We start from the raw sequence: 25,307 nt of genomic DNA, 5'->3' as shown, positions 1-25,307 counted from the left end.
CGCGGGGGCGGGGCCGTACGAGGTCGGGCGTCGCCGTACGAGGCCAGCAGGCCGGGACGCGCACCGTGGGAGACCGCCACGGCGACGTCAGGGACCGTTCGGCCGGCTCGGTCGGCTCCGGCATCCCGGTTGATGGGGTCCACCCCCTCCACAACCGCGACTACCGGGCGGTAATCTCGCCACCCGCCGGATGCACAGGGCCGGCGGGTGAGCACGAAGGGGTCCTCATGGCGACGGACACGCACGCGGAGACGCCGGCGGCACAGGACCGCTGGGAGCGCATGTGGAGCCACCGCGAGCAGCTGCTCAAGGTGGCCCGGCGCCGGTCGATGAGTCAGGAGGACGCCGAGGACGCCGTGCACGAGGCGATGCTGCGGGCCGCCGAACGGCCGGACCTCGACGACGAGCGCCTCGGCGCGTGGCTGACGACCGTGACCATGCGGCTGTGCGTCGACCGGTACCGGCAGGTCAACCGCGAGGCCGAGGTGCGCAGCAGCCCCACGCTCGTCGCGCCGGGCCCCGTGCCCGTCGAGGAGGCGGTGTGCGACCGGGCCGAGGCCAGGTGGCTGGCCGTGCGCAGCGGTGAGCTGCCCGCCCGGCAGGCGGAGGCGCTGCGGCTCAAGTCCGAGGACCTCGATGTCGGCCAGGTCGCCGTACGGATGGGTCTGAGCTACCGGACCGTCGAGTCGCTGCTCGCACGGGCCCGGCGGACACTGCGCGCCTCGCTGGCCGGGACGCTCGGGGCCGTGCTGTTCCTGCTCGGGCGGGGGCGGCCGCGCGGCGGCGGGAATGCCCAGGCCATAGCGGTCGCCTCGACGGCGGCGACCCTGGCGGTGGTGGGTTTCGCGCTGCCGTACGTGCTCGACGGAAGCGGGGACGACCCGGCTCCGCGACCGTCCGTGTCGGGCACCCCGGAGGCCCTGCGCCCCGACGGCACGGGCCGGGCCGGGACTCCGGACGCGTCCGGCGCCACGACGCCGAAGGCCGCGGAGCCCGGTGCGCCGGCCTCGCCCGGGGACGGGACACTCCTACCGCTGTCCGTGCCGACCCTGCCCGGTGTCCCGGTGTCGCCGCTGCCCGCGCTGTCGGCCCCGGAGGTACCGGCGGTGCCCGAGGTACCGGGCGTGTCGGGCCTCCCGGAGCTGCCGGACGTGCCCGACGCACGGGACGTACAGGATGTGGACCTGCCGGACGCACCGGCCGGTTCCGCCGTCCCGGCGCTGCCGGGGATCCCGTCGGCCGAGGCCGAGGGAACCGCCCCGCCCAGGCTCCCTTGACACTCCCGACCGGATGACCTCCCCGCCGGCGGGTGCGTCGTCGGCCTGGTCGTCAGCCGAGGATCGGCCGCCACTCGCGCAGTTGCTCGACGCGGACGCCCTCGGTGCTGTAGTACGGGTCCTCGCCCAGCAGTTGGTCGAGGGCGGCCCGGTCCGGGACGTCGAAGACGAGCACCGCACCCGAGTCGTCGGCGAGCGGCCCGGCCATCCGGACGCGTCCCTTTTCGTGCAGGGCCGCCAGCTTCTCCCGGTGCGCGGGGCGCGCTGCGAGCCTCTCGGGGGCGTCGGTGAAGGAGAGTTCAACGAGCCACATGGGTGGATGTTCCCTTCGTAGGGCGGAGTGACCAACTGGTCCGGGGACGGTAGCCGCGCCCATTCTGCGCTGATCGACACCTGGATGGCAGCCGTCACTCTGCTTCCAGCCGCCCTGGGCCGCCCTCAAGGCGGCGCCACGACAGCGGCAGGACCGCCCCGGCGACGGCGAACCGGTCCGCCGGAGACCCTTCGACAGACCGCCGGAAACCCCCGCCGAAAAAAATCCGCACTCGCCGCGACGGACACCCCGCCCCTCCCCGTAGAGCAGATGTCAGGAGCTGCGCCGCGGGCTGTACACGGGCTGAAGGGTGGACCGGATGGGTGTCGAGATCTGTGTGGAAGGGCTGACCAAGTCCTTCGGTCACCAGGTCATCTGGCAGGACGTCTCGCTGACGCTGCCCGCCGGGGAGGTCTCCGTCATGCTCGGCCCCTCGGGGACGGGCAAGTCGGTGTTCCTCAAGACGCTCGTCGGGCTGCTCAGGCCGGATCGCGGTTCCGTCACGGTCGCGGGCCGGGACATCACCCGGCTCCGCGAGCACGAGCTGTACGAGGTGCGGAAGCTGTTCGGCGTGCTGTTCCAGGACGGCGCCCTGTTCGGCTCGATGAACCTGTACGACAACATCGCCTTCCCGCTGCGCGAGCACACCCGCAAGCCGGAGGGCGAGATCCGGCGCATCGTGCTGGAGAAGATGGACATGGTCGGGCTGATCGGCGCCGAGGGGAAGCTGCCCGGCGAGATCTCCGGCGGTATGCGCAAGCGGGCCGGGCTGGCGCGCGCCCTGGTCCTCGACCCCGAGATCATCCTCTTCGACGAGCCCGACTCGGGCCTCGACCCCGTACGCGTCGCCTACCTCAACCAACTGATCGTCGACCTCAACGCGCAGATCGACGCCACCTTCCTGATCGTCACGCACGACATCGCCTCGGCCCGCCAGGTGCCCGACAACATCGGGCTGCTGTTCCGGCGCGAGCTGGTGATGTTCGGGCCCCGCGAGCAGCTGCTGACCAGTGAGGAGCCCGTCGTACGGCAGTTCCTGAACGGCCGGATGCAGGGGCCGATCGGCATGGCGGAGGAGAAGGACGCCGCCCAGGTGGAGCAGGAGCTGGCCCAGCTCGGCGAACACCACGGCAGCGGCGAACACACCGGGACTCCGGGCAGTCAGGACCTTCCTCCCCGCCTGCTGCCCGGACCGGGCATCACCCGTCCACCCCGCTGGCAGGCGATCGCGAGACGCGAAGCCGAGCCGCGCCGGAGGGAGGTGACGGGCGCATGAGCCTCTCGCCCACCGGCGCGCTACGGCACTCCGGCAGCCTCTTCGCGATGGCGCTGGACGTCGTACGGGCCCTGCCCCGACGCCCCTTCCAGGCACGGGAGTTCATCCAGCAGGCCTGGTTCGTCGCGAGCGTCACGATCCTGCCCACGGCTCTCGTGTCGATCCCCTTCGGCGCGGTCATCGCCCTCCAGATCGGCAGTCTGACCCGGCAGCTCGGCGCCCAGTCCTTCGCGGGTGCAGCCTCGGTTCTCGCCGTGCTGCGGGAGGCCTCGCCGATCGTCACCGCGCTGCTGATCGCGGGCGCGGGCGGCACCGCGATCTGCGCGGACCTCGGGGCGCGCAGGATCCGGGACGAGATCGACGCGATGCAGGTGCTCGGCATCGATCCGATCCACCGCCTCGTCGTGCCCCGTGTGCTGGCCTCGATGGTGGTGGCCGTCCTCCTCAACGGTCTGGTCTCGGTCGTCGGGGTCGCGGGCGGCTACTTCTTCAACGTGATCCTCCAGAACGGCACACCCGGCGCGTACCTGGCCTCCTTCACCACCCTCGCCCAGCTCTCCGACCTGTGGGCGGCCGAGCTGAAGGCGCTGGTGTTCGGGGCGATCTCGGCGATCGTCGCGTCGTACAAGGGGCTCACGGCGAAGGGCGGCCCGAAGGGCGTCGGCGACGCGGTGAACCAGTCGGTGGTGATCACCTTCATGTTGCTGTTCGTGACGAACTTCGTGATGACCGCCGTGTACTTCCAAGTCGTTCCGCAGAGGGGCTGAGGCATGGCGCTGTCGCAACGTCTGGAGGAGCTGGGTGCCCAGCTGTCCTTCTACGGGCGGTCGCTGGCGTGGACCGGCCGTACCCTGCGCCGCTACAAGAAGGAGATCCTGCGGCTGCTGGCCGAGGTGAGCTTCGGGCGCGGCGCGCTCGCCGTGGTCGGCGGCACGGTCGGCGTGATCGCCTTCCTGACGTTCTTCACCGGCACGGAGGTGGGTCTCCAGGGCTACGCGGCCCTCAACCAGCTCGGCACCTCCAACTTCGTGGCGTTCCTGTCGGCGTACTTCAACACCCGGGAGATCGCGCCGCTGGTGGCCGGGCTCGCCCTGTCCGCGACGGTCGGCGCCGGCTTCACCGCGCAGCTCGGCGCGATGCGGATCAGCGAGGAGACCGACGCGCTCGAGGTGATGGGCGTGCCCTCGCTGCCGTTCCTGGTGACGACGCGGATGATCGCCGGTTTCGTCGCCGTGATCCCCCTGTACGTGGTCGGGCTGCTGTCCTCGTACCTCGCCGCCCGCACGATCACCACCGGCTACTACGGGCAGTCGACCGGCACGTACGACCACTACTTCCAGCAGTACCTGCCGCCCGTCGACGTGCTGTGGTCCTTCGGCAAGGTGATCGTCTTCGCCGTGCTGATCATCCTGGTGCACTGCTACTACGGCTACTACGCGAGCGGCGGCCCGGCCGGTGTCGGCGTCGCGGTGGGCCGTGCCGTACGGACCTCGATCGTGGCGATCAACATCCTGGACTTCTTTCTGAGCCTCGCCATCTGGGGCGCCAACACGACCGTACGGATCGCGGGGTGAGAACAGTGCGCTTGCGCCTTTGGAGACTGCGGTTGTACGGCGTCGTCTTCCTCGCCGTACTCGCCCTGCTGCTGTCGCTCGCCGTGGCCGCGTACCAGCAGGCGTTCACCCCGGTCGTGCGCGTCACCCTGGAGGCCGACCGCCTCGGCAACCAGCTCGATCCGCGCGCCGACGTCAAACTGCGCGGGTTGCTGGTGGGCGAGGTGCGCGGGGTCCGCGCCGACGGGGAGAAGGCGACGCTCGACCTCGCGCTCAAGCCGGAGTACGTCACGTCCATCCCGTCGGACGTGCACGCGCGGCTGCTGCCCAAGACGCTGTTCGGCGAGAAGTACGTCGACCTGGTCGCGCCCCGCGCCTCCTCGGCACGGCCCCTCCGCGCCGGAGATGTCATCACCCAGGACCGTACGGAGGTCGGCATCGAGCTCCAGCGGCTGATGAACGACCTGCTGCCGCTGCTGCGCACGGTCCGGCCCGGCGAACTCAACGCCACGCTGTCGGCGTTCGCCACCGCGCTGGAGGGGCGCGGCGACCGGATCGGCGACAACCTCACCCGTGTCGAGGGCTATCTGCGCCGCCTCAACCCGCATCTGCCGTCCCTGAAGGAGGACATCGCGCGCTTCGCCGACGTCGCGGAGGTGTACGGCGAGGCCGCGCCCGACCTCATGGACATCCTGCGGAACACCGTCACCACCAGCCGCACCCTCGTCGAGAAGAAGGACCGGCTGGCCGCCGCCCTCCGCTCCACCGCGACCGTCGCGGGCACCGCGGAGGACTTCTTCGACGAGAACGGCGACCGGCTGATCACCCTGGGCCGGGTCTCCCGCCCCACGCTGGAGCTCTTCGCCCGCTACTCCCCCGAGTACCCGTGTCTCCTCGAAGGCCTGGTCCGGCAGGAGAAGGTGTCGGAGGAGGCGTTCCGGGGCGGCGCGATGCGGATCACCCTCGAGGCCGTGCGCCCGCAGGCCGCGTACGAGCCCGGTGAGGAGCCGCGCTACGGCGAGCGGTCGGGGCCGAACTGCCGGGGGCTGCCCCATCCGCGCGTTCCCGCACCGGACACACAGCTCGACGACGGTACGGAGTCGGGGAGTCCGGGTCGTGACGGCCTGTCCGGAGGGATCGGGGTGTCCGCCACCGAGGCCGAGCAGCGGGCCGTGGGGTCGCTCGTGGCGCCCGCCATGGGTGTGCCCGCGGACGAGGTGCCGCCCGTCGCGACCCTGCTGTTCGGACCGCTGGCCCGGGGAACGGCGGTGAGCGTCGCATGAGCACGCAAGGAGCGCGCCACACCATGGCGCCGCTGGTCAAGTTCAGCCTCTTCGCGCTGGTCACGATCGCGGCGACGACCCTGCTCGCCGCCACCATCGTCAATGTCTCCTTCACGCCGAAGCACACGTACCACGCGGTGTTCAGCGATGTGACGGGGCTGGAGGAGGGCGACGACATCCGTGTGGCCGGGGTGCGGGTCGGCGAGGTCGAGGGCATCCGGATCAAGGACCGGACCCTGGCCGAGGTCACCTTCACGGTCACCGAGGAACGCCCGCTGCTCGCCGGGACCGGCGCGGTCGTGCGCTACCGGAACCTGGTCGGGCAGCGGTACATCGCGCTGACCGAGGGCGCGGGCGACGGCACCCGGCTGCGGCCGGGCGGCACCATCCCGCTGTCCAGGACCCAGCCCGCGCTGGACCTCAACGCGCTGCTGAACGGCTTCAAGCCGCTGTTCGCCGCGCTCAGCCCGAACGACGTCAACCAGCTGGCCACCGAGATCATCCGGACCCTCCAGGGCGAGGGCGGCACGGTGAACAGCCTGCTCGCGCACACGGCGTCGCTCACGACGACGCTCGCCGACCGTGACGAGCTGATCGGTTCGGTGATCGACAACCTCAACACCGTGCTGGAGACGCTCGACGAGCGGGGCGCCCGTTTCTCCGGGCTGCTGAAGGAGCTGCGGCGGGTGGTCTCCGGGCTGTCCGCCGACCGCAAGCCGATCGGGCAGTCGCTGGTGGGCATCGGCGACCTCACGGAGGCGACCTCGGGGCTGCTGAAGGACGCGCGGCCACCGCTGAAGGACGACATCGCCGGGCTTACCCGGCTCACCGGAACGCTGAACGAGAACGAGAAGACCGTGGAGGGCGTGCTGAAACGGCTGCCGAACAAGCTCAACGAGCTGACGGGGACGGCGTCCTACGGCTCGTGGTTCAACTTCTACCTGTGTGACTTCGACGGCCGGATCGTGCTGCCGAAGACGAAGCAGGTGCTCACCCCCGAGCTGCACGTGGCGCGGGCGAGGTGCGGCGGATGAGCATACGACGCGTCGTGCCGCGCCGAAGGCGGCGACCGGAGCCGTTGGTGAAGGTGCGGGTGCTGCCGCCACGGCTGCCCGGGCTGCCGAGACCGCGGCTGCTCCCGCGCAGGAAGCGACGCCCCGAACCGCTGGTGAAGGTCCGCGTCCTGCCGCCGAAGCCGCCCCGGCTGCTTCCCCGCAGGGGACACCGCCCGAAGCCCTTCCGCGAGCGCAACCCCGTCGTGGTGGGTGCCGTCGGGCTCACCACCCTCACGCTGCTGACCGTCGCCGCGTTCAACGCCGACAGCCTGCCGCTGATCGGCGGCGGCGAGACGTACAGCGCCGCCTTCTCGGAGGCCGGCGGCCTCAAACCGGGCGACGAGGTGCGGATCGCCGGGGTCAAGGTCGGCAAGGTGGAGGACGTCGACCTGGACGGCGACCACGTCAAGGTGACCTTCAAGGTGAAGGGAGACCCGGGGTTCGGCACCGGCACCGGCGCCTCGATCCGGGTCAGGACGATCCTCGGCGCCAAATACCTCGCGCTGCACCCCGAGGGGCCGGGCCAGTTGGAGCCGGGCAGCGAGATCCCGCTCCGGCGGACCGTGTCGGCGTACGACGTCGTGCAGGCGTTCAGCGATCTGACGACCACGACGGAGGAGGTCGACACCGACCGGCTGGCGAAGGCCCTGGACACGATCTCCACCACCTTCCAGGACTCGCCCGCCGAGGTGCGGGCGTCCATCAAGGGGCTGTCCAGGATCTCCCGGACCGTCGCCACACGCGACAAGGCGCTGCGCGGGCTCCTCGACCACGCGAACGGGGTCACCGAGGTGCTGGCCGAGCGCTCGGAGGACTTCTCCGCGCTGGTGAAGGACGGCGACAAGCTGTTCCGGGAGATCAGCAGGCGGCGCGAGGCGATCCACAAGCTCCTCAGGAGCTCCGCGCTGCTGGGCGTCGAGCTGTCGGGGCTGGTCGAGGACAACCGCGAGGAGATCGGGCCCGCGCTGAAGAACCTCAACACGTTCGTCAGGATGCTCGAACGCAACCAGGCGAGCCTCGACCGGAGCGTCAGGCTGCTCGCGCCGTACGTCCGGGTCTTCACCAACACCCTCGGCAACGGCCGCTGGTTCGACTCCTACGTCCAGAACCTGGTCGCCGCTCCTGTGGTCCCGCGGACGGGTGGCTCGCGATGACCGGACGAATCCCGCTGAAGAGGCCTCTCGCCCTGCTCACCGGGCTCGCGGTCGTCGCCGCGCTCGCCGTCGTCCTGTGGCCGCGCTCCGAGCCGGTCCGGGTCACGGCGTACTTCCCGCGCACCGTCGGCATCTACCCCGGCTCGGACGTCCGTGTCCTCGGTGTCCGGATCGGCGAGGTCGCGGCGATCACACCGCAGGGCGACCGGGTGCGGGTGGAGCTGGAGTACGAGGAGGGCCGCAAGGTACCCGCCGACGCGCAGGCCGCCATCATCAACTCCTCGGTGGTCAGCGACCGTTACGTCCAGCTGCTGCCGGTGTACCGGAAGGGCCCCGTGCTGCGGGACGGCGACGTCATCCCCGAGTCGCGTACGGCCGTACCCGTCGAGCTCGACCGGATCTTCGACAGCCTGCACACCACGTCCGAGGCGCTCGGCCCCAAGGGCGCCAACAAGGACGGCTCCCTGTCGCGGCTGCTCGGTGTGAGCGCGGACAACCTCGAAGGGCAGGGCGAGAACCTCAACCGGACGGTCGAGGACCTGTCGCAGGCGGTGACCACGCTGTCCGACGGGCGGGGCGACCTCTTCGGCACCGTGCGGAACCTGCAGGTGTTCACGGCGGCGCTGGCGGCCGACGACAAGAGCGTGCGCTCGTTCAACAGCAGCCTCGCCAAGGTGGCGGAGCAGCTCGCCGGGGAGCGCGAGGACCTCGCGGCGGCGCTGAAGCACCTGGGCGCCGCCCTCGGTGACGTGTCCGAGTTCGTGAAGGAGAACAAGAAGGCGCTGACCTCCGACATACGGGGCCTCAGCAAGGTCACCAGGGTCCTCGTCACCCAGCGGGCGGCGCTGGAGGAGCTGCTGGAGGTCGCCCCCACGGGCCTGTCGAACCTGCAGAACGCCTACAACGCGTCCTCCGGCACCCTCGACACCCGCGACAACCCGCAGCAGGCACAGGACCCGGCCGCCCTGCTGTGCTCCCTGCTGAGGACCACCGGGGACGAGGGCGGCGAGAACCCCGACTGCGAGGAGCTGGAGAAGCTCTTCGACTCCCTGCCCGAGCTGCCGACGGCCCCGCCCTCGACGGGCACGGTCGACCGGACGCTCGGCGGAATCCTGGAGGGCCGCGCATGAGTCGGGGTGTGAACGGACCGCGCAGGGGGCGGGTGGCGGTGTGGACGGCCGCCGGCTCGCTGCTGCTGTCGGGCTGCGAGTTCAACGGCTGGTACGACGTCCCGCTGCCCGGAGGGGCCGCGGCGGACGGCGGTGCCTACCACGTCACGGTCGAGTTCCGGGACGTGATGGACCTGGTGCCGCAGTCCTCGGTCAAGGTCGGCGACGTCACCGTGGGCGCAGTCGAGAAGGTGGAGCTGCACGGCTGGCACGCCCGGGTGCGGCTCCGTGTCGCCGACTCGGTGAAGCTGCCCGGCAACGCGGTCGCCGAGCTGGGGCAGACGAGCATGCTCGGCGAGAAGTACGTGGCGCTGTCCGCACCGGCCGACGCCGAACCCGTGGGCCGGCTCCGGGACGGCGACCGCATCCCGCTGTCCCGCAGCGGCCGGGGCGCGGAGGTCGAGGAGGTGCTGTCCGCCCTGTCCGCACTGCTCAACGGGGGTGGCGTGGCCCAGCTCAAGACGATCACCGTGGAGCTGAACAAGGCCTTGGAGGGCCGCGAGAACCGGGTCGGGTCGCTGCTGAAGGAGCTCGACACGTTCCTCGGCGGGCTCGACGAGCAGCGCGCGGAGATAGTCCGCGCGCTCAAGGGAGTGGACCGGCTGGCCAAGCGGCTCCGGAAGGAGAGGAAGACGATCGCCCGGGCCGTCGACACCCTGCCGCCCGCGCTGAAGGTCCTCGCCGACCAGCGCCGCGATCTGACCCGGATGCTCACCGCCCTGTCGAAGCTCGGCAGGGCCGGCACCCGGGTCGTCAAGGCCTCACGGAACGACACCGTCGCCAACCTCGAACAGCTGCGGCCGATCCTGCGACAGCTCGACAAGGCGGGCAGCGATCTGCCCAACTCCCTTGAGTTGCTGACGACGTACCCGTTCCCGCGCAACGCGGTGGACGCCGTCAAGGGCGACTACGTGAACCTCCGTGTCACCGCCGACCTCGACCTGGCGAACATCTACGGCAATCTCACCGATGGTTCCGGCAAGTCCGGCGAGACCGATGAGAGGGACGGCGACTCCGGCACCCCGGAGCTCCCGGACCTGCCCGACCTGCCGGACGTGCCCGGCCTCCCCGCACCGACCGGGCTGCCCGACACGCCGGACGTGCCCGTCGATCCCTCGGCGCCCACCGACGGGGACGGGGACGGCGGCGACCTGCTGTGCCCGCCCGTGTGCACAGCGGGCTACGGCACCGAAGACGGCTCCGGACGCCTCCCACCCGGGATCGACCTCGCCCTGGCCGAGCTGATGCTGAAGGGGATACAGCCGTGATCACACGTACGGTCAAGGCCCAGTTGCTCGCGTTCGCCACTCTGACCGCCGTCGGGGTGTCGTATGTCGGCGCCGAGTACACCGGTCTGGTGGACGAGGTCCTCGACCGCGGCTACACCGTGCGGGCCGACTTCGCCGAGTCCGGGGGCGTCTTCCCGGGCGCCGAGGTCACCTACCGCGGGGTGCCGGTGGGCCGGGTGGGCGAGCTGCGGCTGACCCGCGGCGGGGTGTCGGTGGCGCTGGAGATCGAGGACGACGCTCCGCGCATCCCGGCCGACACGCTGGCGGTGGTCGCCAACCGCTCGGCGGTGGGCGAGCAGTACGTCGACCTGCAACCACGGCGGTCCGGTGGCCCGTACCTCCTCGACGGCAGCCCGGTCCCGCGCGAGCACACCCGGGTGCCGCTCCCCACGACCGACCTCGTGCTCAGCCTCGACCGGCTGGTGAACTCCGTCGGCAAGGACGATCTGCGCACCACCGTCGACGAGTTGGGCAAGGCCTTCTCCGGCACCGGCCCACGCCTGAGCCGGCTGGTGGACTCGGGGAACGAGCTCGTCGAGTCGGCGTCCGACGCGCTCCCCGAGACGGTGTCGCTGATCGAGGACTCACGGAAGGTCCTCAGGACGCAGGCCGACCAGGGCTCGGCCATCAAGTCGTTCTCACGCGATCTCGCGGCCCTCACGGCCCAGCTGAAGGCGAGCGACGGCGACCTGCGCGAGCTGATCGGCAACTCCGCGCCCGCCGCGCAGGAGATCGACTCCCTGCTGAGGTCCACCCGGCCGGACCTGCCGGTCCTGCTCGCCAACCTCATCAGCGGCGGCCAGGTCACCGTGGCCCGGCTGCCCGGCGTCGAACAGGCCCTGGTCACCTTCCCGGTGGTCGTCGCGGGCAGCCACACCGTCCTTCCCGGCGACGGCACCACGCACTTCGGCCTCGTCCTGGGCGCCGACGACCCGCCGGCGTGCACCCAGGGCTACGGCGGGACGGGACGGCGCGACCCCGCGGACACCAGCACGCGTGAGGCGAACACCGACGCCCGCTGCACGGCACCGCGCGGCAGCGGCACGTCGGTGCGCGGCGCGCAGAACGCGCCCGGCGCGTCGGCGGGTTCGGGCGGTGCCGACCGGGCCGCGCACGTCGCGCCGTACGTCACCCCCTACGACCCGGAGACCGGCACCGCCACCGGTCCGGACGGAACGACCGTCGAGATCGGCTCGACGGGCGGCGAACAGACCGTGTTCGGAAAGGAGTCGTGGCAATGGCTGCTCGTGGGACCGATGGCGTGAACGGCGATGGCGTGAACGGCGCTGGCGTGAACGGCGCTGGTGCGAACGGCGATGGTGCGAACGGCGATGGCTTGAGCGTGAGGCGCGGCAGGGTGCTGTCCGCCGGACTCGCCGCCGCGACCGTCCTGACGACCGTGCTGTCGGTCTGGCTGGCCCTGGGGCTGTCCGAGCAGCACGCGGCGGACCAGCGGCGGCAGGACATCCTGGCGGCGGCCCGCCAGTCGGCGCTGAACTTCACCTCGCTCGACTACCGGCACTACGACCGGGACAGCGGCAACGTGCTGAAGGGCGCCACCGGCGACTTCAAGAAGCAGTTCGCCGCGCAGACCGAGGAGTTGACGGCGCTGGTCGCGGAGAACAGGTCGGTCTCCGAGGGCCAGGTCCTCGAAGCGGGCGTCGTACGGTCCGACGAGCGCTCGGCACGGGTCCTGGTCGTCGCCGACAGCAAGGTGACCAACACCGCCGTGCCCGAGGGCGAGGCGCGCACGTACCGGCTCCAGCTCGACCTCGTGCTCAAGGACGGCCGCTGGCTGACGTCCGACGTCGAGTTCGTCGGCTGACCGCACCCCCTCCCCGTACCAGAGTTGAGGAGACAGACCGTGGTGAACACGACCTCGCGGGGTCGCGGCACCGGCTCCCCCGCCCGCCGCACCCTCACCGCGGCCGCCCGCGCGGCGGCCAAGCGCGCCCGGCGCGTCGAGCCCGCGGACGAGGCACCGCCACGGGCCGAGGAGCGGCTCGCCGGGCGATCCGGGCGCACCGTGCTCATCGAGGCCCCGGGCGGCTGGGACGACCCGCCGGAGCCGGAGCCGGCACCCGAGCCGGAACCAGAGGCCGAGCCGGAACCGGAGGCCGGGAAGGAACCGGAGGCCGGGAAGGAACAGGAAACCGGGAAGGAACAGGAAACCGGGACAGCGTCGCGGGCGGGGGCGTCCTGGCGGCGGCTGCTCGTCCTGGCGCTCTGCGTGCTGCCGGCGGTGGGCCTGGCCGCCGTCGCCGTGCTCGGGTGGCAGTACCGGGAGGGCAGGCGCGTGGAGCAGGCGCGGGAACAGGCGCTCGTGGCCGCGCGTGAGGCGGCGCCGCTCGTGCTGTCGTACGACTACCGGCACCTGGACCGGGACTTCGCCCGGGCCCGCACCCGTCTGACCGGGGCGTTCCGCGACGAGTACCGGAGGACCACGAAGACCGTGGTCGGGCCGACCGCCAGGAAGTACCGCGGTGTGGTGAAGGCGACGGTGGCCGCCCCCTCCGGCAGCGGGGACGGCGGCACTCCGGCGGTCTCCGTCGTGTCGGCCGCACCGGACCGGGTCGTGGTCCTGCTGTTCGTCAACCAGGTCACTCGCTCCACCCAGGTGTCGGGGTCCCGCCTGGACCTGAACCGGGTGCGGATGACGCTGAGCCGTACCTCCGGGGGCTGGAAGGTGAGCGCCGTGGACGCGCTCTGAGCGGCCACCGGGCATCCTTGGCGGCGCCCCCGCACGGCTCGCGCGGGGGCATCGTGACGGACGCGGCCCGCTCCGTGGGCGCCGCGCTCCCCGTCGGCGCCGTGGTCGCCCAGCTGGTCGCGGGCCGTGGAGCGCCTCTCCGGGCCGGTTCTCTGACTGATCGGCGGCGGGCCCTTCGGCGAGGGCGCCTGTGATCCCTTTAGCGAGGGCCGTCGGCGTCGAACGGCAGGCTCGCGCGGCCCCACCCCGTCGGAGCGACGGCGGAGCCGCTGAACGGCCCACTGCCGACCGGGGCGTCAACCGGCGGGTAGCCACTCAAAGAGCCCAGGGAATACCTCGAATGCGGCTCTCCGGTGGTGAGGAGCCGCGTTCGCGCAAAAAGTGATCACGTCGCACCTGCGATCCCCGTGAGTCGGCGACGTGCCGGCCATCGCAGGCGTGGCGAAAGGAACTATCCCCATGCGCATGACCCGGACCCTGTTCGCCTCGGCCGCGATCGCCGCGGCCGTCGCGATCTCCGCTCCCGCAGCGAACGCCATGACGGTGTCCGAGCTCCGGACCTCGGTCGGCGACAGCTGGTCGGAGGAGAAGAAGGGCGACGAGCACGGCAAGGAGAAGAAGCACGAGGAGCACGGCAAGGAGCACGGCAAGGAGTCGTACGAGCACGGCAAGGAGCACGGCAAGGAGCACGAGTACGGCAAGGACAAGCCGCACGGCGGCGTCCACGCCGGTGGCGGCGCCGCCGCCATGTCCGCGCCCCAGGACGCCGGTCACGACGGCGGCCACGGTGGCAAGGAGGGCTACTCGGAGGAGAAGAAGGACTACGGCTGGGCCGAGGAGAAGGAGCACGGCTGGGCCGAGGAGAAGGACCACTACGGCAAGGAGAAGCCGCACGGCGGCGTCCACGCCGGTGGTGGCGGCCTGGGGCAGGCGGGAGGCAGCCTCACCGCGGGCGCGCTGCTGCTGCTCGGTGGTCTCGGGGCCGGTGCCTACAAGCTGCGGCGCCGCAACGCGTCGGGCGCTTCCGTGGCCTGATCGGCGTTCTTCCGCCAGGTTCTGCGCTGTCGCGACTGCCTACGCCCTCGGAGGGCGAGGGCGGCCGCGACAGCGGTGTTTCCACCCACCGCTTTCCCTCCTCACCCAGTCACGAAAGGCACCGTCGCGCATGGCCGCCCCCCAGCCGCCCCAGCCACCCGAGCCGGACCAGTCCCAGACCCAGCCCGCGTCCCGTACCTCCCGGCACGCGCTGCTGTGGCCCGCTGCGGCGATGGCGGTTGGGGCTCTGGTCATCCACAACGGCACGAACGACTCGCCCACCCCCCGGGCCCGGTCCGTCGCGGTCGCCCCCGCGGCGCCCAGGCCGAGCACCACCGGCGCGCAGCCCGGTGGCACCGCCACACGCAAGCCCCTGCCCCGTTCCGTGCCGAAGCGGATCTCCATTCCGGAGATCACCGTGGACGCGCCGTTCACCGGACTGTCCATCGGCGAGTCCGGGCAGTTGGACGCACCGCCGCCCGACGACCCCAATCTCGCCGGCTGGTTCGAGGACGGCGCCTCGCCCGGTGAGGCCGGATCGTCGATCGTCGTGGGCCATGTGGACACCACGACCGGCCCGGCCGTGTTCGCGGACCTGCTGACGCTCAGGCGCGGAAGCACGGTGGACATCACCCGCGCCGACGGCATCGTCGCCCGCTTCAAGGTCGACTCCGTCGCCACCTTCAGCAAGGAGCACTTCCCGAACGAGCGGGTCTACGGCGACACCCGCACTCCCCAGCTGCGCCTGATCACCTGCGGCGGCGTCTACAACCGCACCACGCGCGACTACGAGTCCAACGTCGTGGTGTTCGCCCACCTCGACTCGGCCAAGCGCGTCTGAGACGCGGGCACGCCTCACCGCCGTACCGCCGTACCACCGCGCCCGGCGCACCCGCCGCACCTCCGGATGGCCCATGGAGGGCCGTCCAGCGGAGGAGCGTACGTGGCGAAAGAGATCAAGCACCCTTAGCGTCAAAACATGACAAAACGCCACATCACCTATCTCGCATGCACGATGGTCGTCGTCACGTCGGGTCTCGGCGCCGCCTCGCCCGGCTCCGCCCCGACAACTCACCTGGTGCGTCCGGGAGAATCGATCCAGCAGGCCGTGGACGCGGCGAAGCCGGGCGACACCGTGCTCCTCTCCGCCGGTACCTACCGCGAGAGCGTCCGGGTGACGACCTCCCAACTGACGCTCCGCGGAGCGGGACGGCGCACCGTGCTCAAGCCGGGCATCGCCACCGCCGGCAACAGCTGCGCCCAGGCGGGCAACGGGATCTGTGTGGAGGGGACGAAGGACCGTGCCGTGAAGGGCACCACCGTCGCCTCCCTCACGCTGTCCGGCTTCACCAAGAACGGTCTCTGGGCGACCCGGACCGACCGGCTGACCGTCCGGCGGGTGACGGCCAGGAAGAACGGTGTGTGGGGCATCGCCCAGGAGCGGTCCACCCGCGGTGTGTTCCGGAACAACACGGCCCGGGACAACGGCGACGCCGGCCTGTTCCTCGCCAACACGACCGACACCGAGCAGGGCGCCACGGACACCAGGGGGACGGTGATCGACGGGAACCGCCTCACCGGCAACCGCATCGGCGTCACCGTCAGACGCCTCAGGAACCTCACCGTCGAGGACAACACCCTCACCACGAACTGCGCCGCGGTGTTCATCGTCGGTGACGAGACCCCACCGCGGGCCGGGGCCCTGACCGTGCGCGGCAACAACGTGTTCGAGAACAACAAGTACTGCGCCAAGACCGCCCGGCTGCCCTTCCTGCAGGGCGCCGGGATCATCCTGACCGGCGCCGAGGACACCCTGGTGTCGGGGAACCGGGTCATGGACCACGTGGGCACCTCACCGCTGTCGGGCGGCATCGTGCTCTTCAAGAGCTTCGTGGGCGTCAAGAGCGAGCGGAACCGGATCAGCGACAACCTGGTGCTGCGCAACTCTCCGGCGGACATCGTCAACGAGGAGGCCGCTCAGGGCAACACGTTCCGCACCAACACCTGCGACACCTCCAAGCCCAAGGGACTGTGCTGACCATGCCGGCCCCATACCTCACGGACCACGAGAACCACGAGAACCAACAGAACGAAGGCGGCACATGACGACCGTAAGCACTGCCTGCCCGCCGTCGATGCGGCTGAGGGAGCTCGCGTTCGGGGCGGCGTGCGCCGCCGCCGTCCGCGCGGCGGCCCGGCTGGGCGTCGCCGACGCGCTGGGGGAAACGCCCATGAGCGCGGAGGACCTCGCGGCCGCGGTGAAGGCCGAGCCCCGGCCGCTGCGACGGCTGCTGCGCGCCCTGTCCTGCTACGGGGTGTTCGCCGAGAACGAGGACGGGACGTTCGCCCACACCGACATGTCCCGGCTGCTGCGCGAGGACGACCCGGACAGCCTGCGCTACATCTCCCTGTGGTGCACCGAACCCTGGACCTGGGACGCGTGGCCCCGGCTCGACGATGCGGTGCGCTCCGGTGGCGGCATCGTCCGGGACCTGTACGGCAAGGAGTTCTTCACCTACCTGCACGAGGACGCCCCGGAGTCGGCCGACGTCTTCAACCGCGCCATGACGACCTCCAGCGAGCAGTCGGCGCGGGATGTCGCGGAGTTCCTCGACCTGTCGGGGAGTTCGTCGGTCGCGGACATCGGGGGCGGCCAGGGGCACGTGGTGGCGAGTCTGCTGGAGAAGTACCCGTCGATGCGGGGCACCCTGCTCGATCTGCCGCGTGTGGTGGAGAACGCCGATCCACGGCTGCGCCAGGGCGGTTCGCTCGCCGACCGGGTGCGGGTCGTGCCCGGCGACTGCCGTGCCGCCATCCCGGTCCGGGCGGACGTGTACATCATCAAGAACATCCTGGAGTGGGACGACGACAGCACGAGCAGAACGCTCCGCAACGTCATCGAGGCGGGCGGACCGGGAACCCGGGTCGTGGTCATCGAGAACCTCGTCGACGACACCCCCTCGATGAGGTTCACGACCGCCATGGACCTGCTGCTCCTGCTCAACGTCGGCGGCGCGAAGCACACCACGCAGAGCATGGCCGGCCGGCTGATGGAGGCGGGTCTGGTCATCGACTCGATCCGTCCCGTGAACGCGTACCTCCACGCGTTCGAATGCACCGTCCCCGGCTGAGCCTCCGCTCCACCGGACGAACGAGTGATCGCCGGCCCCGCGTACCTCGCGGGGCCGGCGATCACTGTGTGCCGGGCGGAAGGTCAGCCGGCGGAGTCCCGCTCCCAGCGGTAGAAGCAGTGCGCCATCGCGTCCTTCGGACCACGCCAGGTGTCGGGGTCGTAGGCACTGACGTACGCGGACAACCGCTCGCTGATGTCCTGGAACTCGGGGTGCCCGGCCACCTTGGCGATGGCGGGCCCGGGGTCCTGCTCGGACTCGATGAGGTGCAGGTACACATCACCGAACTGGAAGAGGCTGCGCCGGGTGACCCCGACGAGATGCGGCAGTTCCCCCCGGTCGGAAGCCTCGAACACCTTGGCGATGTCCTGGGCCGCGCCCGGGGCCATACGGGCGACGATCAAAGCTTGGTGCATCGGATGCCCTTCGTCCGTCTCAGGCGGTTCGGTCGGTCGATTCGGTCGATTCAGCGGGTTCGGCGGGTTCAGCGGGTTCAGTCGGTCATGGCCGGCGCGGCCCGGCGCTTGGACGCGGCGGCCTTCTCGACCCGGTCCCGGATGAGGGCCATCTGGACGCGGGAGTTGCGGTTGATCATGTCCGTCATCCCGGCGTCGTCGACGGGCGCGTCGGGCTTCATCGCGAAGTCCTGCGTCCACTCCATCCGGGTGCCGCCGTCCGCCGTCGGCGCGTACCGCCACCGGATGTCCATGAACTCGAAGGGGCCCGTCTCGACCCGGCGGGCCCTGACGCTGAGCGCCTCACGGTCCGTCACCCGCTCCGACACCCAGCTCCACACCTTGCCGTTGTCGTCGGGGTGCATGGTCAGACGGAACGTCGTGCTGTTCCCGTCACGGGACAGCACCTCGACGGACGCGTACTCGCTGAACAGCCGCGGCCAGTTCTCCAGGTCGTTGGTCATGTCCCAGACGAGGTCGACCGGCGCGGCGATGGTGATGGCGTTCTCCGTGTGTCCGACCATGTCAGGCTCCAGCCATCAGCGTGCTGTTGACGAGGTCCAGGAACTGCCGGGGTGTCTTGCAGCGCTCCGCGTCGGGAGGCATCGGCACACCGTGCACGTTCTCCAGCTCACCCACGATGCCGAGCAGACCGAGCGAGTCGATACCGAAGGCGTCGAACCCGGAGGCGGACCGCTGCTCCAGCTCCTGGGGCGCCACGGTGACACCCGCGGCCTTCTTCATGAGGTCGGCCAGATCTTCCACGGTCACTTGAGTACTCATATGTTCCTCTCCTTCACCAAAGGCCCCGCTAGGAGGCGTCAGCGACGCCGCGCCGCAGCACGAGCGCCGAGTTCGAACCCATGAGTCCTCGGCTGAGGACCAGTGCCGTGCGCAGCTCGGCGGGGCGTGCGCGGGCGGTCACCAGGTCGAGGTCATGGCAGATGTCGAAGACGTTGGGGGTGGGCGGCACCATGCCCCGCTCCATCGCGAGCACCGCCGCCGCGACGTCGAGTACGGGTGCCGCGCAGTAGGCCCGTCCGAAGCCCGTCTTCGGGGCCGTGACGGGCACCCTCCCGCCGTGCGCCCCGAGGGCGTCGGCGATCGCGAGCGCTTCGGCGCGGTCCGCCTCCGGTACGCCGAGGGCGTCGGCGAACACCACGTCGATCTCCTCGGGGGCGCAGTCGGACTCCTCCAGGGCGCCGCGGATCGCCTGGGCCAGTCCCTCCCGGGTCCGTTCCCAGCACGACGCACCGGTGAAGGTCGAGGCGTGCCCCGCGAGATACGCCCGCACGGACGCGCCCCGGACGCGCGCCGTGGACTCCTCCTCCACCACGAGCACGGCACCGCCTTCCGCGGGTACGAATCCGCAGGCGCCGGAGGTGAACGGGCGGTAGGCGCGGGCCGGGTCGTCGTGGGTGCTGAGTTCGTCGTACCCGAGCTGACAGACCACCGAGTACGGGGCCAGGGGGGCCTCGGTCGCACCCGCCACGATCACGTCGGTACCGCGTCGTACGGCGCGGGCAGCGTGCGCGAGGGCGTCCAGGCCTCCGGCCTCGTCGGCGGCGACGACCCCGCAGGGGCCCTTGAGGCCCCTGCGGATGGAGATCTGGCCGGTGCTGGCGGCGTAGAACCAGGCGATGGACTGGTACGGCCCGACGAAGCGGCTGCCCTGGCTCCACAGCCGTTGGAGTTCCCGCTGGCCGAACTCGCCGCCGCCGGATCCCGCGGCGGTGACCACACCCGCCGAGAACGGCGCGTCGCCGATGTCGGCCGCGCCGAGCCGGGCGTCGTCCAGCGCGATGTCGGCCGCGGCCATCGCGAAGTGGGTGAACCGGTCGGTCTGGACGAGATAGCGCTCCTCGACCAGGGACGACGGGTCGAACGAGCGGACCTCTCCGGCGACACGCAGCGGCAGGTGCTCGCACCCCTCGCGGGTGACCCGGTCCAGGACGCCGATGCCGTCCTGGCAGGACTTCCAGAAGGTCTCGGTGGTGGTTCCGTTGGGGGCGACGACGCCGATGCCGGTGACGGCGGCGCGCCGTGTGGGCGGTGAACTCATCGCGTCCTCTCCCTCGTTCGGGTCAGGATCACCGCGGACTGGAAGCCCCCGAACCCGCTGCCCACCGAGAGCACGTTGTTCAGCGTCCGCTCGCGGGCGACACGGGGCACGTAGTCCAGATCGCACTCGGGGTCGGGGGTCTCGTAGTTGGCGGTGGGCGGGACGACCTGGTGGGCCAGGGCCAGCACACAGGCCACGACCTCGATCGCGCCGATCGCGCCGAGGGAGTGGCCCACCATGGACTTGATCGAGCTCATGGGCGTGTCGTAGGCGTGGGCGCCCAGGACCCGTTTCACGGCGGCCGTCTCGTGCCGGTCGTTCTGCCGGGTGCCCGAGCCATGGGCGTTGACGTAGTCGATCCTCGACGCGTCGAGGCGGGAGTGGTCGAGCGCGGTGCGGATCGCCTGCGCCATCTCCAGACCCTCACTCGTGAGACCGGTCATGTGGTAGGCGTTGCCGAAGGTGGCGTAGCCGCTGAGCTCGCAGTACACGCGCGCGCCCCGGGCCCGGGCGTGCTCCAGTTCCTCCAGGACCAGGACGGCTCCGCCCTCCCCCATGACGAACCCGTCACGGTCGGCGTCGAAGGGCCGGGACGCGTGCGCCGGATCGTCGTTGTTGCAGGACGTCGCCTTGATCGCGTCGAAGCAGGCCATCGTGATCGGCGAGATCGGGGAGTCGGACGCCCCGGCTATGCACACGTCGGCCCGGCCCTCCTCGATGGTGTGGAAGGCGTATCCGACGGCGTCGAGCCCGGAGGTGCAGCCGGTGGAGACCGTCTGCACCGGTCCGCAGGCCCCGAAGTGCTCGGCGACCGCCGAGGCCAGCGTGCTGGGCATGAACGCGCGGTGCAGATGCGGCTCCGCCTCGCGGTGGTCCACGTCCCAGCGGGAGCCGCGCCTGCTGACCAGTACGTAGTCGTGCTCCAGACGCGTGGTGCCGCCGACCGCCGTCCCGAGGGACACCCCTGTCCGCCAGGGGTCCTCCCGGGAGGTGTCGAGGCCGGAGTCCCGTACGGCCTCCTGGGCGGCGGCCAGCGCGAACTGGATATAACGGTCGGAGCGTTCGGACTGCTCCGGGGTGAGGCCGTGGGCCGCCGGGTCGAAGTCGCACTCGGCGGCGATACGCGAACGGAGGCCCGCCGGGTCGAAGAAGGTGATGCCCCGTGTCGCGGTACGTCCCTGAGAGAGAAGGTCCCAGAAGGCGGGTATGCCGATGCCTCCCGGTGCCACCACCCCTATCCCGGTGACCGCCACGCGCCGGGTCATGACCGCCCCTGGCGGCGGTGCGCCGACCCGGCGTCGCCGGACGCGGCCCCGCCCACGGCTCCCACGGGCTCCGCGACGGGCTCCGCGGGGGTCTCCTCCGTGTCGACATGGCCGAGCTGCGGCGTCGGGGCGAGGGGCCCCAGGTGGAAGACGAGCCGGGCCTCCACCTTGCCGACGTTGCGGAACCGATGGCGCATGTGGGCGGGGATCATCAGCCCCTGCTCGGGTCTGAGCGGGCAGGGCTCGCCGTCCAGGTCCACTTCCAGCTCACCGCAGATGACGTAGACGAACTCCTCGGAATACGGGTGGTAGTGCTCGCCGATGCGATCGCCGGGCTGCACCAGGGCCACGCCCATGAAACCGCTGGTGGAGCCCACCGTGGCGGGGCTGAGCATGGCGCGCAGATCGCCGCCGCGCCTGCGGTTGGGCTCGATGTCGCTGAGCTCCACGATTCGGGGGCGCTGGTTGGTCATGTCTGTTCCTCCAAAACCGGTCAGGCACAAGGTGATCGGCGGTCGGTGATGAGTTCCATACGGGTGGACGTGAGGCCCTGCGCGCTGTCCCCGCCCCGGGGCGGACGCCCGCCCGCAGCGATGGCGTCGCTGTCGAGGAGGGACATCAGCTCGGCCGTCTCCCGGGGGTCCTTCAGGACGGGGGACAGAACCGGGTCGTCCTCGTCGAGGTCGCCCCGTACATCGATGAGCCGCACCACGATGTCGTCGCGCAGGAAGATCGTGCTGCTGTAGACCGGGCTCCGCTCGTCGTCCGCGGCCTCCTCGGCCTGCCGGGCGAGCAACTCGGCCAGCCGCAGTCCGCAGCCCGGGCGGGCCGGGTAGTACAGCGCCTGGCGCCGTGCGTTCTCCGGCAGGGATCCGCCGATGGTCACGGCGTGGACCGCGGGCAGCGCGGCGCGGGTGAAGAAGAGCCGGGCGGACTCGGGGTCGTTGAGGTCGCGAGCCTGCTCCAGATAGGGGTTGATGGCCTCCTCCACGGCCCGCGCCTCGGGCTGCCGGGCGACATGGCGCAGCGCCGCGAGCAGGTCGCCGCGTACCTCGATGGCCCGTACGACCCGGTTGCCGCTCATGAACAGCGAGGTGCGGCACAGCCGTGTGGTCTCGTCGACCTGCGGCTGGGGCGAGGAGTAGTCGGCCAGGAGCCTGGCGACGGCCTGCTCGCTGCCCGGCTTGACGGTGAAGGTCAGCGCGTGGCGGGTCACGCCGTCGCCGATCCGCGGAGACGCCTGGAGTCTGCGCGTCGCGGACTCGGACGCGGACACTCCGGTGGTCTCGCGCAGTACGTGGAAACGCATCGACCTGGTGTCCTTCACACAGCTGTGCAGCGGCCTGACCATCTGGACGTGCTCTTCGCTGTTCACCCAGGCGAGGAAGGGCGGAGCGCTCTCCCACTCGCTGCTGATGAGCCACTGGGAGGGGTTCTCGATCGACTGGCACAGCTGGTCGCTGATGTGGCCCGGGACGGACGCGACGCCGTTGCGCAGGTGTTCGTACGCCTCCATGAACTGCTCCTGGGCCCCGTCGTACAGGTCCAGGAGCAGAACGACACGGAGCCTGGAGCCGTCGAACACGGACTGCGAGACCCGCTTCGACACCCGTTGCGTCAGCGGCTGCGAAAGCTGTTCGGACATGGTCATCCCGCGCACATCTCCTTCGTGGGGGCAGAGGTGACGGCCGCACGTGTGTGGGGCGACATCAGTGGATCTCGATCGTGTGCCGCTGGTGAGCAGTCGCGCGAGTCGCATGAACCACCTGGGTGATCAGCAGGCAGATCCGCTCCCGAAGGGGCATGGAAATCACATCGCCCCCTCACTCCCCCTCTGCCTGGAGGCACTCATGAACCAAGCCGAGCACCGTGTTCCGGTCCTCATCGTCGGCGGCTCCCTGGTGGGGCTGTCCCTCTCCCTGTTCCTGGGCCGGCACGGCGTACCGCACACGCTCGTCGAGCGGCACGCGGCCACTTCGATCCACCCGCGCGGACGCGGCAACAACGTCCGCACGATGGAGCTGTTCCGGGTGGCCGGCATCGAGCCGCGGATCAAGGAGGCCGCGTCGCTCCTGGCGGACAACCACGGCATCCTGCAGACGTCGTCACTCGTCGGTGACGCGGGAGAGTGGCTGCTCAAGGAGATCGACCCGGGTGGCGGACTCGCGCGGTTCAGCCCCAGCGGCTGGTGCCTGTGCAGCCAGAACGACCTCGAGCCCGTGCTCCTCGAGAGTGCCCGGGAACTCGGCGGTGATCTGCGCTACTCCACGGAGCTGGTGTCCTTCGAGCAGGACGCCGAAGGGGTGACGGCGCTGGTGCGGCACCGGGACACCGGGCAGGAGCAGACCATTCGCGCGGACTACCTGGTCGCGGCGGACGGCCCGCGCAGCCCCGTCCGGGAACGGCTCGGCATCGGGCAGACCGGCCCGGGCGAGCTCTTCAGCAACGTGAGCCTCACCTTCCGGTCCAAGCTGCTCGCCGATGTGGTGGGCGACCGGCGCTTCATCGTGTGCTACCTGACCGACCCCGAGGGCGACGGTGCCCTGCTGCCGGTCGACAACAAGGAGAACTGGGTGTTCCACGCGCCCTGGCACCCGGAGCGCGGCGAGACGCTGGAGGACTTCACGGACGAGCGGTGCGCGCGGCACATCCGCCACGCCGTCGGTGTCCCGGACCTCGATGTGGAGATCACCGGCAAGGCCTCGTGGCACGCGGCCGAGCGGGTCGCCGACCGGTACTCGGCCGGGCGGGTGTTCCTCGCCGGTGACTCCGCGCACGAGATGTCCCCGACGGGGGCGTTCGGCTCCAACACCGGCATCCAGGACGCGCACAACCTGGCGTGGAAGCTGTCCGCCGTACTGGACGGCTGGGCGGGCCCGGGCCTGCTGGAGACGTACGACGCGGAGCGGCGCCCGGTGGCGCAGGCGACCAGCGCCCGCGCGTCGGGCCGCTCCGTGGAGCACAGCCACCCCGGCTTCACGCCGGAGCCCGGCATCGGCGGTGGCGGCAGGAAGGGCGGGATCCTCAATGTCGCCCTGGGCTACCGCTACCCCCAGGGCGCCGTCGTGGGCGCCGACTCCGCGACGCCGGTGGTGCCGGAGGAGATGCGGCTGACGGGCGGGCCGGGAAGCCGGGCGCCCCACATGTGGCTGCGGCGGTCCGCCCAGCGGCTGTCCACGCTCGACCTGTACGAGCGGTCCATGGTGCTGCTCAGCGACGAGCGGGGGACGACGGACTGGCACGCGGCCGCCCGGCGGGTCGCCGGTGAGAGGTCCGTACGGCTGGACGCGTACCGGATCGGCACGGGCTCCGAGGCCGAACTGGCGCCGGAGGACGGGGCCGACTGGGCACAGGTCCACGACGTGACGGCGGACGGTGCGGTGCTGGTGCGGCCGGACGGGTTCGTGGCCTGGCGGTCGCGGGGACCGGTGCGGGACCCGGAGGCGACGCTGCGGGAGGCCATGGAGGAGGTGCTCCGGCTGCCCTGAGCCGGTGCGGGGCTGTTCGGTGCGGGGCGGTGTGGGTGCCCGGAGTGCGGAGTGCGGGCTGCCGGCCGGGGTGCGGAAACGCGGCTCCGGCAGCAGCCTGGGGATATGGACGCTCCGCACATCGTCGTACATCCTCCGGCCCTGGACGGTTCGCGGCGGGTGACGGCCGGGGACGAGACCCTGGGCACCGCCGGTCATCTGGAGGACGTCGTCGAGATCCTGCGGCGGTCCGATCTGGAGGGGATCGACCTGGACGCGCTCGACCCGGAGACGCTCGACGTCGAGGACGGCGGTCTCGTGGAGTGGCAGGGCGGCGGCCCCGAGGACTGGCCGGGGCTGTCGGAGCACCCGGCGCGGTGAGGCGTACAGGTGAGGCGTACACACGTGTGCGTAGCCCGTCTACGACACCCTCAAATGAAGCTCTGAAGACGTGCCCGGAGGCTTCACCCGCCCCCGGGCGCGGGCACATTCTCGGCACAGGGGCCCCGCCGGCACGGGGGCGGCGGGCCTCGGTACGGGGGAACGAGGGAAACGGGGGAACGGTACGGGGGATCTCCTGGGCGGCGGTGCGGCAAAGCGGCTCGCCTCGTGCGAGGCCGCACCGCTCTGGGAGCCTTCCAAGGCCCGGGGCCCGTCATGCCCCCGGGACCCCGGTCGAGATGTTGGTGACGCGCTCCAGGATCACCTCGACGACCACCGGCACCCGGTGCTCGGCGGCAAGGGGCGCGGTTCCGGCGAAGCGGTGGCGGTTCTCCGGGCGTTCCGGTGTCGGTGCGGGCCTCCGTGGAGGAC

At 71.3% G+C, this 25,307-nt stretch carries 26 protein-coding genes and 1 pseudogene; 19 read left to right on the top strand and 8 right to left on the bottom strand.

The genetic code is table 11. The features are described 5' to 3' along the window. Nucleotides 1-227: 227 nt before the first annotated feature. Nucleotides 228-1,277: a sigma-70 family RNA polymerase sigma factor gene (locus tag FNH04_RS06830; protein ID WP_152781359.1), complete on the top strand. Its 1,050-nt coding sequence runs from the start codon at nt 228-230 to the stop codon at nt 1,275-1,277. Nucleotides 1,278-1,329: 52 nt separating this feature from the next. On the opposite strand, the gene FNH04_RS06825 is transcribed toward FNH04_RS06830, so the two are convergent. After that, nucleotides 1,330-1,590 carry a YciI family protein gene (locus tag FNH04_RS06825; RefSeq protein ID WP_152781357.1) on the bottom strand — a complete coding sequence of 87 codons (261 nt, stop codon included), beginning with the start codon at nt 1,588-1,590 and terminating at the stop codon, nt 1,330-1,332. A 319-nt stretch (nt 1,591-1,909) separates the two neighbouring features. Between FNH04_RS06825 and FNH04_RS06820 the strand changes: the two genes are divergently transcribed. The 16 genes and pseudogenes from FNH04_RS06820 (at nt 1,910) to FNH04_RS06750 (ending at nt 17,245) form a co-directional block, all read left to right on the top strand. After that, nucleotides 1,910-2,866 (top strand): ABC transporter ATP-binding protein, encoded by a 957-nt coding sequence (locus FNH04_RS06820; RefSeq protein ID WP_152781355.1) that lies wholly within the window; start codon nt 1,910-1,912, stop codon nt 2,864-2,866. Further along, the gene (locus FNH04_RS06815; protein ID WP_152781353.1) at nt 2,863-3,633 is read left to right on the top strand and encodes an MlaE family ABC transporter permease; all 771 of its coding nucleotides are present in this window, start codon (nt 2,863-2,865) and stop codon (nt 3,631-3,633) included. Before FNH04_RS06820 ends, FNH04_RS06815 begins: the two co-directional genes overlap by 4 nt. A gap of 3 nt (nt 3,634-3,636) precedes the next feature. Beyond that, a complete protein-coding gene (locus tag FNH04_RS06810; RefSeq protein ID WP_152781351.1) occupies nt 3,637-4,440 on the top strand; it encodes an MlaE family ABC transporter permease in 804 nt (267 codons plus the stop codon). An 11-nt stretch (nt 4,441-4,451) separates the two neighbouring features. Next, entirely contained in the window at nt 4,452-5,702 is a 1,251-nt protein-coding gene (locus FNH04_RS06805) for an MCE family protein (protein WP_152781349.1), read from the top strand. Beyond that, complete coding sequence (locus FNH04_RS06800; RefSeq protein WP_152781347.1) at nt 5,699-6,736, top strand: MCE family protein; 1,038 nt, start codon at nt 5,699-5,701, stop codon at nt 6,734-6,736. The genes FNH04_RS06805 and FNH04_RS06800 overlap by 4 nt, the downstream gene beginning before the upstream one ends. Then, complete coding sequence (locus FNH04_RS06795) at nt 6,733-7,911, top strand: MCE family protein (RefSeq protein WP_228031195.1); 1,179 nt, start codon at nt 6,733-6,735, stop codon at nt 7,909-7,911. The genes FNH04_RS06800 and FNH04_RS06795 overlap by 4 nt, the downstream gene beginning before the upstream one ends. Continuing rightward, the gene (locus FNH04_RS06790) at nt 7,908-9,041 is read left to right on the top strand and encodes an MCE family protein (protein ID WP_152781345.1); all 1,134 of its coding nucleotides are present in this window, start codon (nt 7,908-7,910) and stop codon (nt 9,039-9,041) included. The genes FNH04_RS06795 and FNH04_RS06790 overlap by 4 nt, the downstream gene beginning before the upstream one ends. After that, on the top strand, nt 9,038-10,348 hold the full coding sequence (locus FNH04_RS06785) for an MCE family protein (RefSeq protein ID WP_152781343.1): 1,311 nt from the start codon (nt 9,038-9,040) through the stop codon (nt 10,346-10,348). The genes FNH04_RS06790 and FNH04_RS06785 overlap by 4 nt, the downstream gene beginning before the upstream one ends. After that, entirely contained in the window at nt 10,345-11,634 is a 1,290-nt protein-coding gene (locus tag FNH04_RS06780; RefSeq protein ID WP_322722679.1) for an MlaD family protein, read from the top strand. Before FNH04_RS06785 ends, FNH04_RS06780 begins: the two co-directional genes overlap by 4 nt. A 77-nt stretch (nt 11,635-11,711) precedes the next feature. Then, nucleotides 11,712-12,194 (top strand): hypothetical protein, encoded by a 483-nt coding sequence (locus FNH04_RS06775; protein ID WP_322722685.1) that lies wholly within the window; start codon nt 11,712-11,714, stop codon nt 12,192-12,194. Between the two features lie 39 nt (nt 12,195-12,233). Beyond that, the gene (locus FNH04_RS06770) at nt 12,234-13,079 is read left to right on the top strand and encodes a hypothetical protein (RefSeq protein ID WP_322722678.1); all 846 of its coding nucleotides are present in this window, start codon (nt 12,234-12,236) and stop codon (nt 13,077-13,079) included. Nucleotides 13,080-13,111: 32 nt separating this feature from the next. Beyond that, nucleotides 13,112-13,201: pseudogene (locus FNH04_RS49330) on the top strand (2-hydroxy-3-oxopropionate reductase); the annotation flags it as partial. Between the two features lie 337 nt (nt 13,202-13,538). Beyond that, on the top strand, nt 13,539-14,114 hold the full coding sequence (locus FNH04_RS06765; RefSeq protein WP_152781337.1) for a hypothetical protein: 576 nt from the start codon (nt 13,539-13,541) through the stop codon (nt 14,112-14,114). Nucleotides 14,115-14,244: 130 nt separating this feature from the next. Further along, nucleotides 14,245-14,955: a class F sortase gene (locus FNH04_RS06760; protein WP_152781335.1), complete on the top strand. Its 711-nt coding sequence runs from the start codon at nt 14,245-14,247 to the stop codon at nt 14,953-14,955. 138 nt (nt 14,956-15,093) lie between these two features. Next, nucleotides 15,094-16,152, top strand: coding sequence for a right-handed parallel beta-helix repeat-containing protein (locus FNH04_RS06755; RefSeq protein ID WP_152781333.1), 1,059 nt, complete (start codon nt 15,094-15,096; stop codon nt 16,150-16,152). Between the two features lie 64 nt (nt 16,153-16,216). Further along, entirely contained in the window at nt 16,217-17,245 is a 1,029-nt protein-coding gene (locus FNH04_RS06750) for a methyltransferase (protein ID WP_152781331.1), read from the top strand. A gap of 83 nt (nt 17,246-17,328) precedes the next feature. On the opposite strand, the gene FNH04_RS06745 is transcribed toward FNH04_RS06750, so the two are convergent. The 7 genes from FNH04_RS06745 to FNH04_RS06715 all read right to left on the bottom strand — a co-directional run bounded on the left by FNH04_RS06745 (nt 17,329) and on the right by FNH04_RS06715 (nt 22,678). Further along, entirely contained in the window at nt 17,329-17,661 is a 333-nt protein-coding gene (locus tag FNH04_RS06745) for a TcmI family type II polyketide cyclase (protein ID WP_152781329.1), read from the bottom strand. A 77-nt stretch (nt 17,662-17,738) separates the two neighbouring features. Beyond that, complete coding sequence (locus FNH04_RS06740; protein ID WP_152781327.1) at nt 17,739-18,224, bottom strand: SRPBCC family protein; 486 nt, start codon at nt 18,222-18,224, stop codon at nt 17,739-17,741. A gap of 1 nt (nt 18,225) precedes the next feature. Beyond that, nucleotides 18,226-18,483: an acyl carrier protein gene (locus FNH04_RS06735; protein ID WP_152781325.1), complete on the bottom strand. Its 258-nt coding sequence runs from the start codon at nt 18,481-18,483 to the stop codon at nt 18,226-18,228. Between the two features lie 28 nt (nt 18,484-18,511). Next, the gene (locus FNH04_RS06730) at nt 18,512-19,762 is read right to left on the bottom strand and encodes a ketosynthase chain-length factor (RefSeq protein WP_152781323.1); all 1,251 of its coding nucleotides are present in this window, start codon (nt 19,760-19,762) and stop codon (nt 18,512-18,514) included. After that, the gene (locus FNH04_RS06725) at nt 19,759-21,027 is read right to left on the bottom strand and encodes a beta-ketoacyl-[acyl-carrier-protein] synthase family protein (RefSeq protein WP_152781321.1); all 1,269 of its coding nucleotides are present in this window, start codon (nt 21,025-21,027) and stop codon (nt 19,759-19,761) included. The genes FNH04_RS06730 and FNH04_RS06725 overlap by 4 nt, the downstream gene beginning before the upstream one ends. Further along, nucleotides 21,024-21,500, bottom strand: a complete 477-nt coding sequence (locus FNH04_RS06720) for a cupin domain-containing protein (RefSeq protein WP_152781319.1) — start codon at nt 21,498-21,500, stop codon at nt 21,024-21,026. The genes FNH04_RS06725 and FNH04_RS06720 overlap by 4 nt, the downstream gene beginning before the upstream one ends. A 20-nt stretch (nt 21,501-21,520) precedes the next feature. Then, nucleotides 21,521-22,678: a SchA/CurD-like domain-containing protein gene (locus FNH04_RS06715; RefSeq protein WP_152781317.1), complete on the bottom strand. Its 1,158-nt coding sequence runs from the start codon at nt 22,676-22,678 to the stop codon at nt 21,521-21,523. 199 nt (nt 22,679-22,877) lie between these two features. Here FNH04_RS06715 and FNH04_RS06710 point away from each other — a divergent pair, with 199 nt between their 5' ends. Together FNH04_RS06710 and FNH04_RS06705 are read left to right on the top strand one after the other, a co-directional pair. Next, on the top strand, nt 22,878-24,515 hold the full coding sequence (locus FNH04_RS06710) for an FAD-dependent oxidoreductase (RefSeq protein WP_152781315.1): 1,638 nt from the start codon (nt 22,878-22,880) through the stop codon (nt 24,513-24,515). A 105-nt stretch (nt 24,516-24,620) separates the two neighbouring features. Further along, on the top strand, nt 24,621-24,875 hold the full coding sequence (locus tag FNH04_RS06705; protein WP_152781313.1) for a hypothetical protein: 255 nt from the start codon (nt 24,621-24,623) through the stop codon (nt 24,873-24,875). Nucleotides 24,876-25,307 lie beyond the last annotated feature (432 nt).

This window comes from Streptomyces phyllanthi (genome assembly GCF_009377205.1).
Lineage (GTDB): Bacteria > Actinomycetota > Actinomycetes > Streptomycetales > Streptomycetaceae > Streptomyces > Streptomyces phyllanthi.
Note: the sequence above shows the minus strand (reverse complement) of the source record. Positions and strands in the feature narration are given on the sequence as shown.

Excerpts from the sequence above, each read along its gene's own strand:
- FNH04_RS06830 (WP_152781359.1), top strand. The coding sequence starts at position 228 with ATGGCGACGGACACGCACGCGGAGACGCCGGCGGCACAGGACCGCTGG.
- FNH04_RS06825 (WP_152781357.1), bottom strand. The coding sequence starts at position 1,590 with ATGTGGCTCGTTGAACTCTCCTTCACCGACGCCCCCGAGAGGCTCGCA.
- FNH04_RS06820 (WP_152781355.1), top strand. The coding sequence starts at position 1,910 with ATGGGTGTCGAGATCTGTGTGGAAGGGCTGACCAAGTCCTTCGGTCAC.
- FNH04_RS06815 (WP_152781353.1), top strand. The coding sequence starts at position 2,863 with ATGAGCCTCTCGCCCACCGGCGCGCTACGGCACTCCGGCAGCCTCTTC.
- FNH04_RS06810 (WP_152781351.1), top strand. The coding sequence starts at position 3,637 with ATGGCGCTGTCGCAACGTCTGGAGGAGCTGGGTGCCCAGCTGTCCTTC.
- FNH04_RS06800 (WP_152781347.1), top strand. The coding sequence starts at position 5,699 with ATGAGCACGCAAGGAGCGCGCCACACCATGGCGCCGCTGGTCAAGTTC.
- FNH04_RS06795 (WP_228031195.1), top strand. The coding sequence starts at position 6,733 with ATGAGCATACGACGCGTCGTGCCGCGCCGAAGGCGGCGACCGGAGCCG.
- FNH04_RS06790 (WP_152781345.1), top strand. The coding sequence starts at position 7,908 with ATGACCGGACGAATCCCGCTGAAGAGGCCTCTCGCCCTGCTCACCGGG.
- FNH04_RS06785 (WP_152781343.1), top strand. The coding sequence starts at position 9,038 with ATGAGTCGGGGTGTGAACGGACCGCGCAGGGGGCGGGTGGCGGTGTGG.
- FNH04_RS06765 (WP_152781337.1), top strand. The coding sequence starts at position 13,539 with ATGCGCATGACCCGGACCCTGTTCGCCTCGGCCGCGATCGCCGCGGCC.
- FNH04_RS06760 (WP_152781335.1), top strand. The coding sequence starts at position 14,245 with ATGGCCGCCCCCCAGCCGCCCCAGCCACCCGAGCCGGACCAGTCCCAG.
- FNH04_RS06755 (WP_152781333.1), top strand. The coding sequence starts at position 15,094 with ATGACAAAACGCCACATCACCTATCTCGCATGCACGATGGTCGTCGTC.
- FNH04_RS06750 (WP_152781331.1), top strand. The coding sequence starts at position 16,217 with ATGACGACCGTAAGCACTGCCTGCCCGCCGTCGATGCGGCTGAGGGAG.
- FNH04_RS06745 (WP_152781329.1), bottom strand. The coding sequence starts at position 17,661 with ATGCACCAAGCTTTGATCGTCGCCCGTATGGCCCCGGGCGCGGCCCAG.
- FNH04_RS06740 (WP_152781327.1), bottom strand. The coding sequence starts at position 18,224 with ATGGTCGGACACACGGAGAACGCCATCACCATCGCCGCGCCGGTCGAC.
- FNH04_RS06735 (WP_152781325.1), bottom strand. The coding sequence starts at position 18,483 with ATGAGTACTCAAGTGACCGTGGAAGATCTGGCCGACCTCATGAAGAAG.
- FNH04_RS06730 (WP_152781323.1), bottom strand. The coding sequence starts at position 19,762 with ATGAGTTCACCGCCCACACGGCGCGCCGCCGTCACCGGCATCGGCGTC.
- FNH04_RS06725 (WP_152781321.1), bottom strand. The coding sequence starts at position 21,027 with ATGACCCGGCGCGTGGCGGTCACCGGGATAGGGGTGGTGGCACCGGGA.
- FNH04_RS06720 (WP_152781319.1), bottom strand. The coding sequence starts at position 21,500 with ATGACCAACCAGCGCCCCCGAATCGTGGAGCTCAGCGACATCGAGCCC.
- FNH04_RS06715 (WP_152781317.1), bottom strand. The coding sequence starts at position 22,678 with ATGACCATGTCCGAACAGCTTTCGCAGCCGCTGACGCAACGGGTGTCG.
- FNH04_RS06710 (WP_152781315.1), top strand. The coding sequence starts at position 22,878 with ATGAACCAAGCCGAGCACCGTGTTCCGGTCCTCATCGTCGGCGGCTCC.
- FNH04_RS06705 (WP_152781313.1), top strand. The coding sequence starts at position 24,621 with ATGGACGCTCCGCACATCGTCGTACATCCTCCGGCCCTGGACGGTTCG.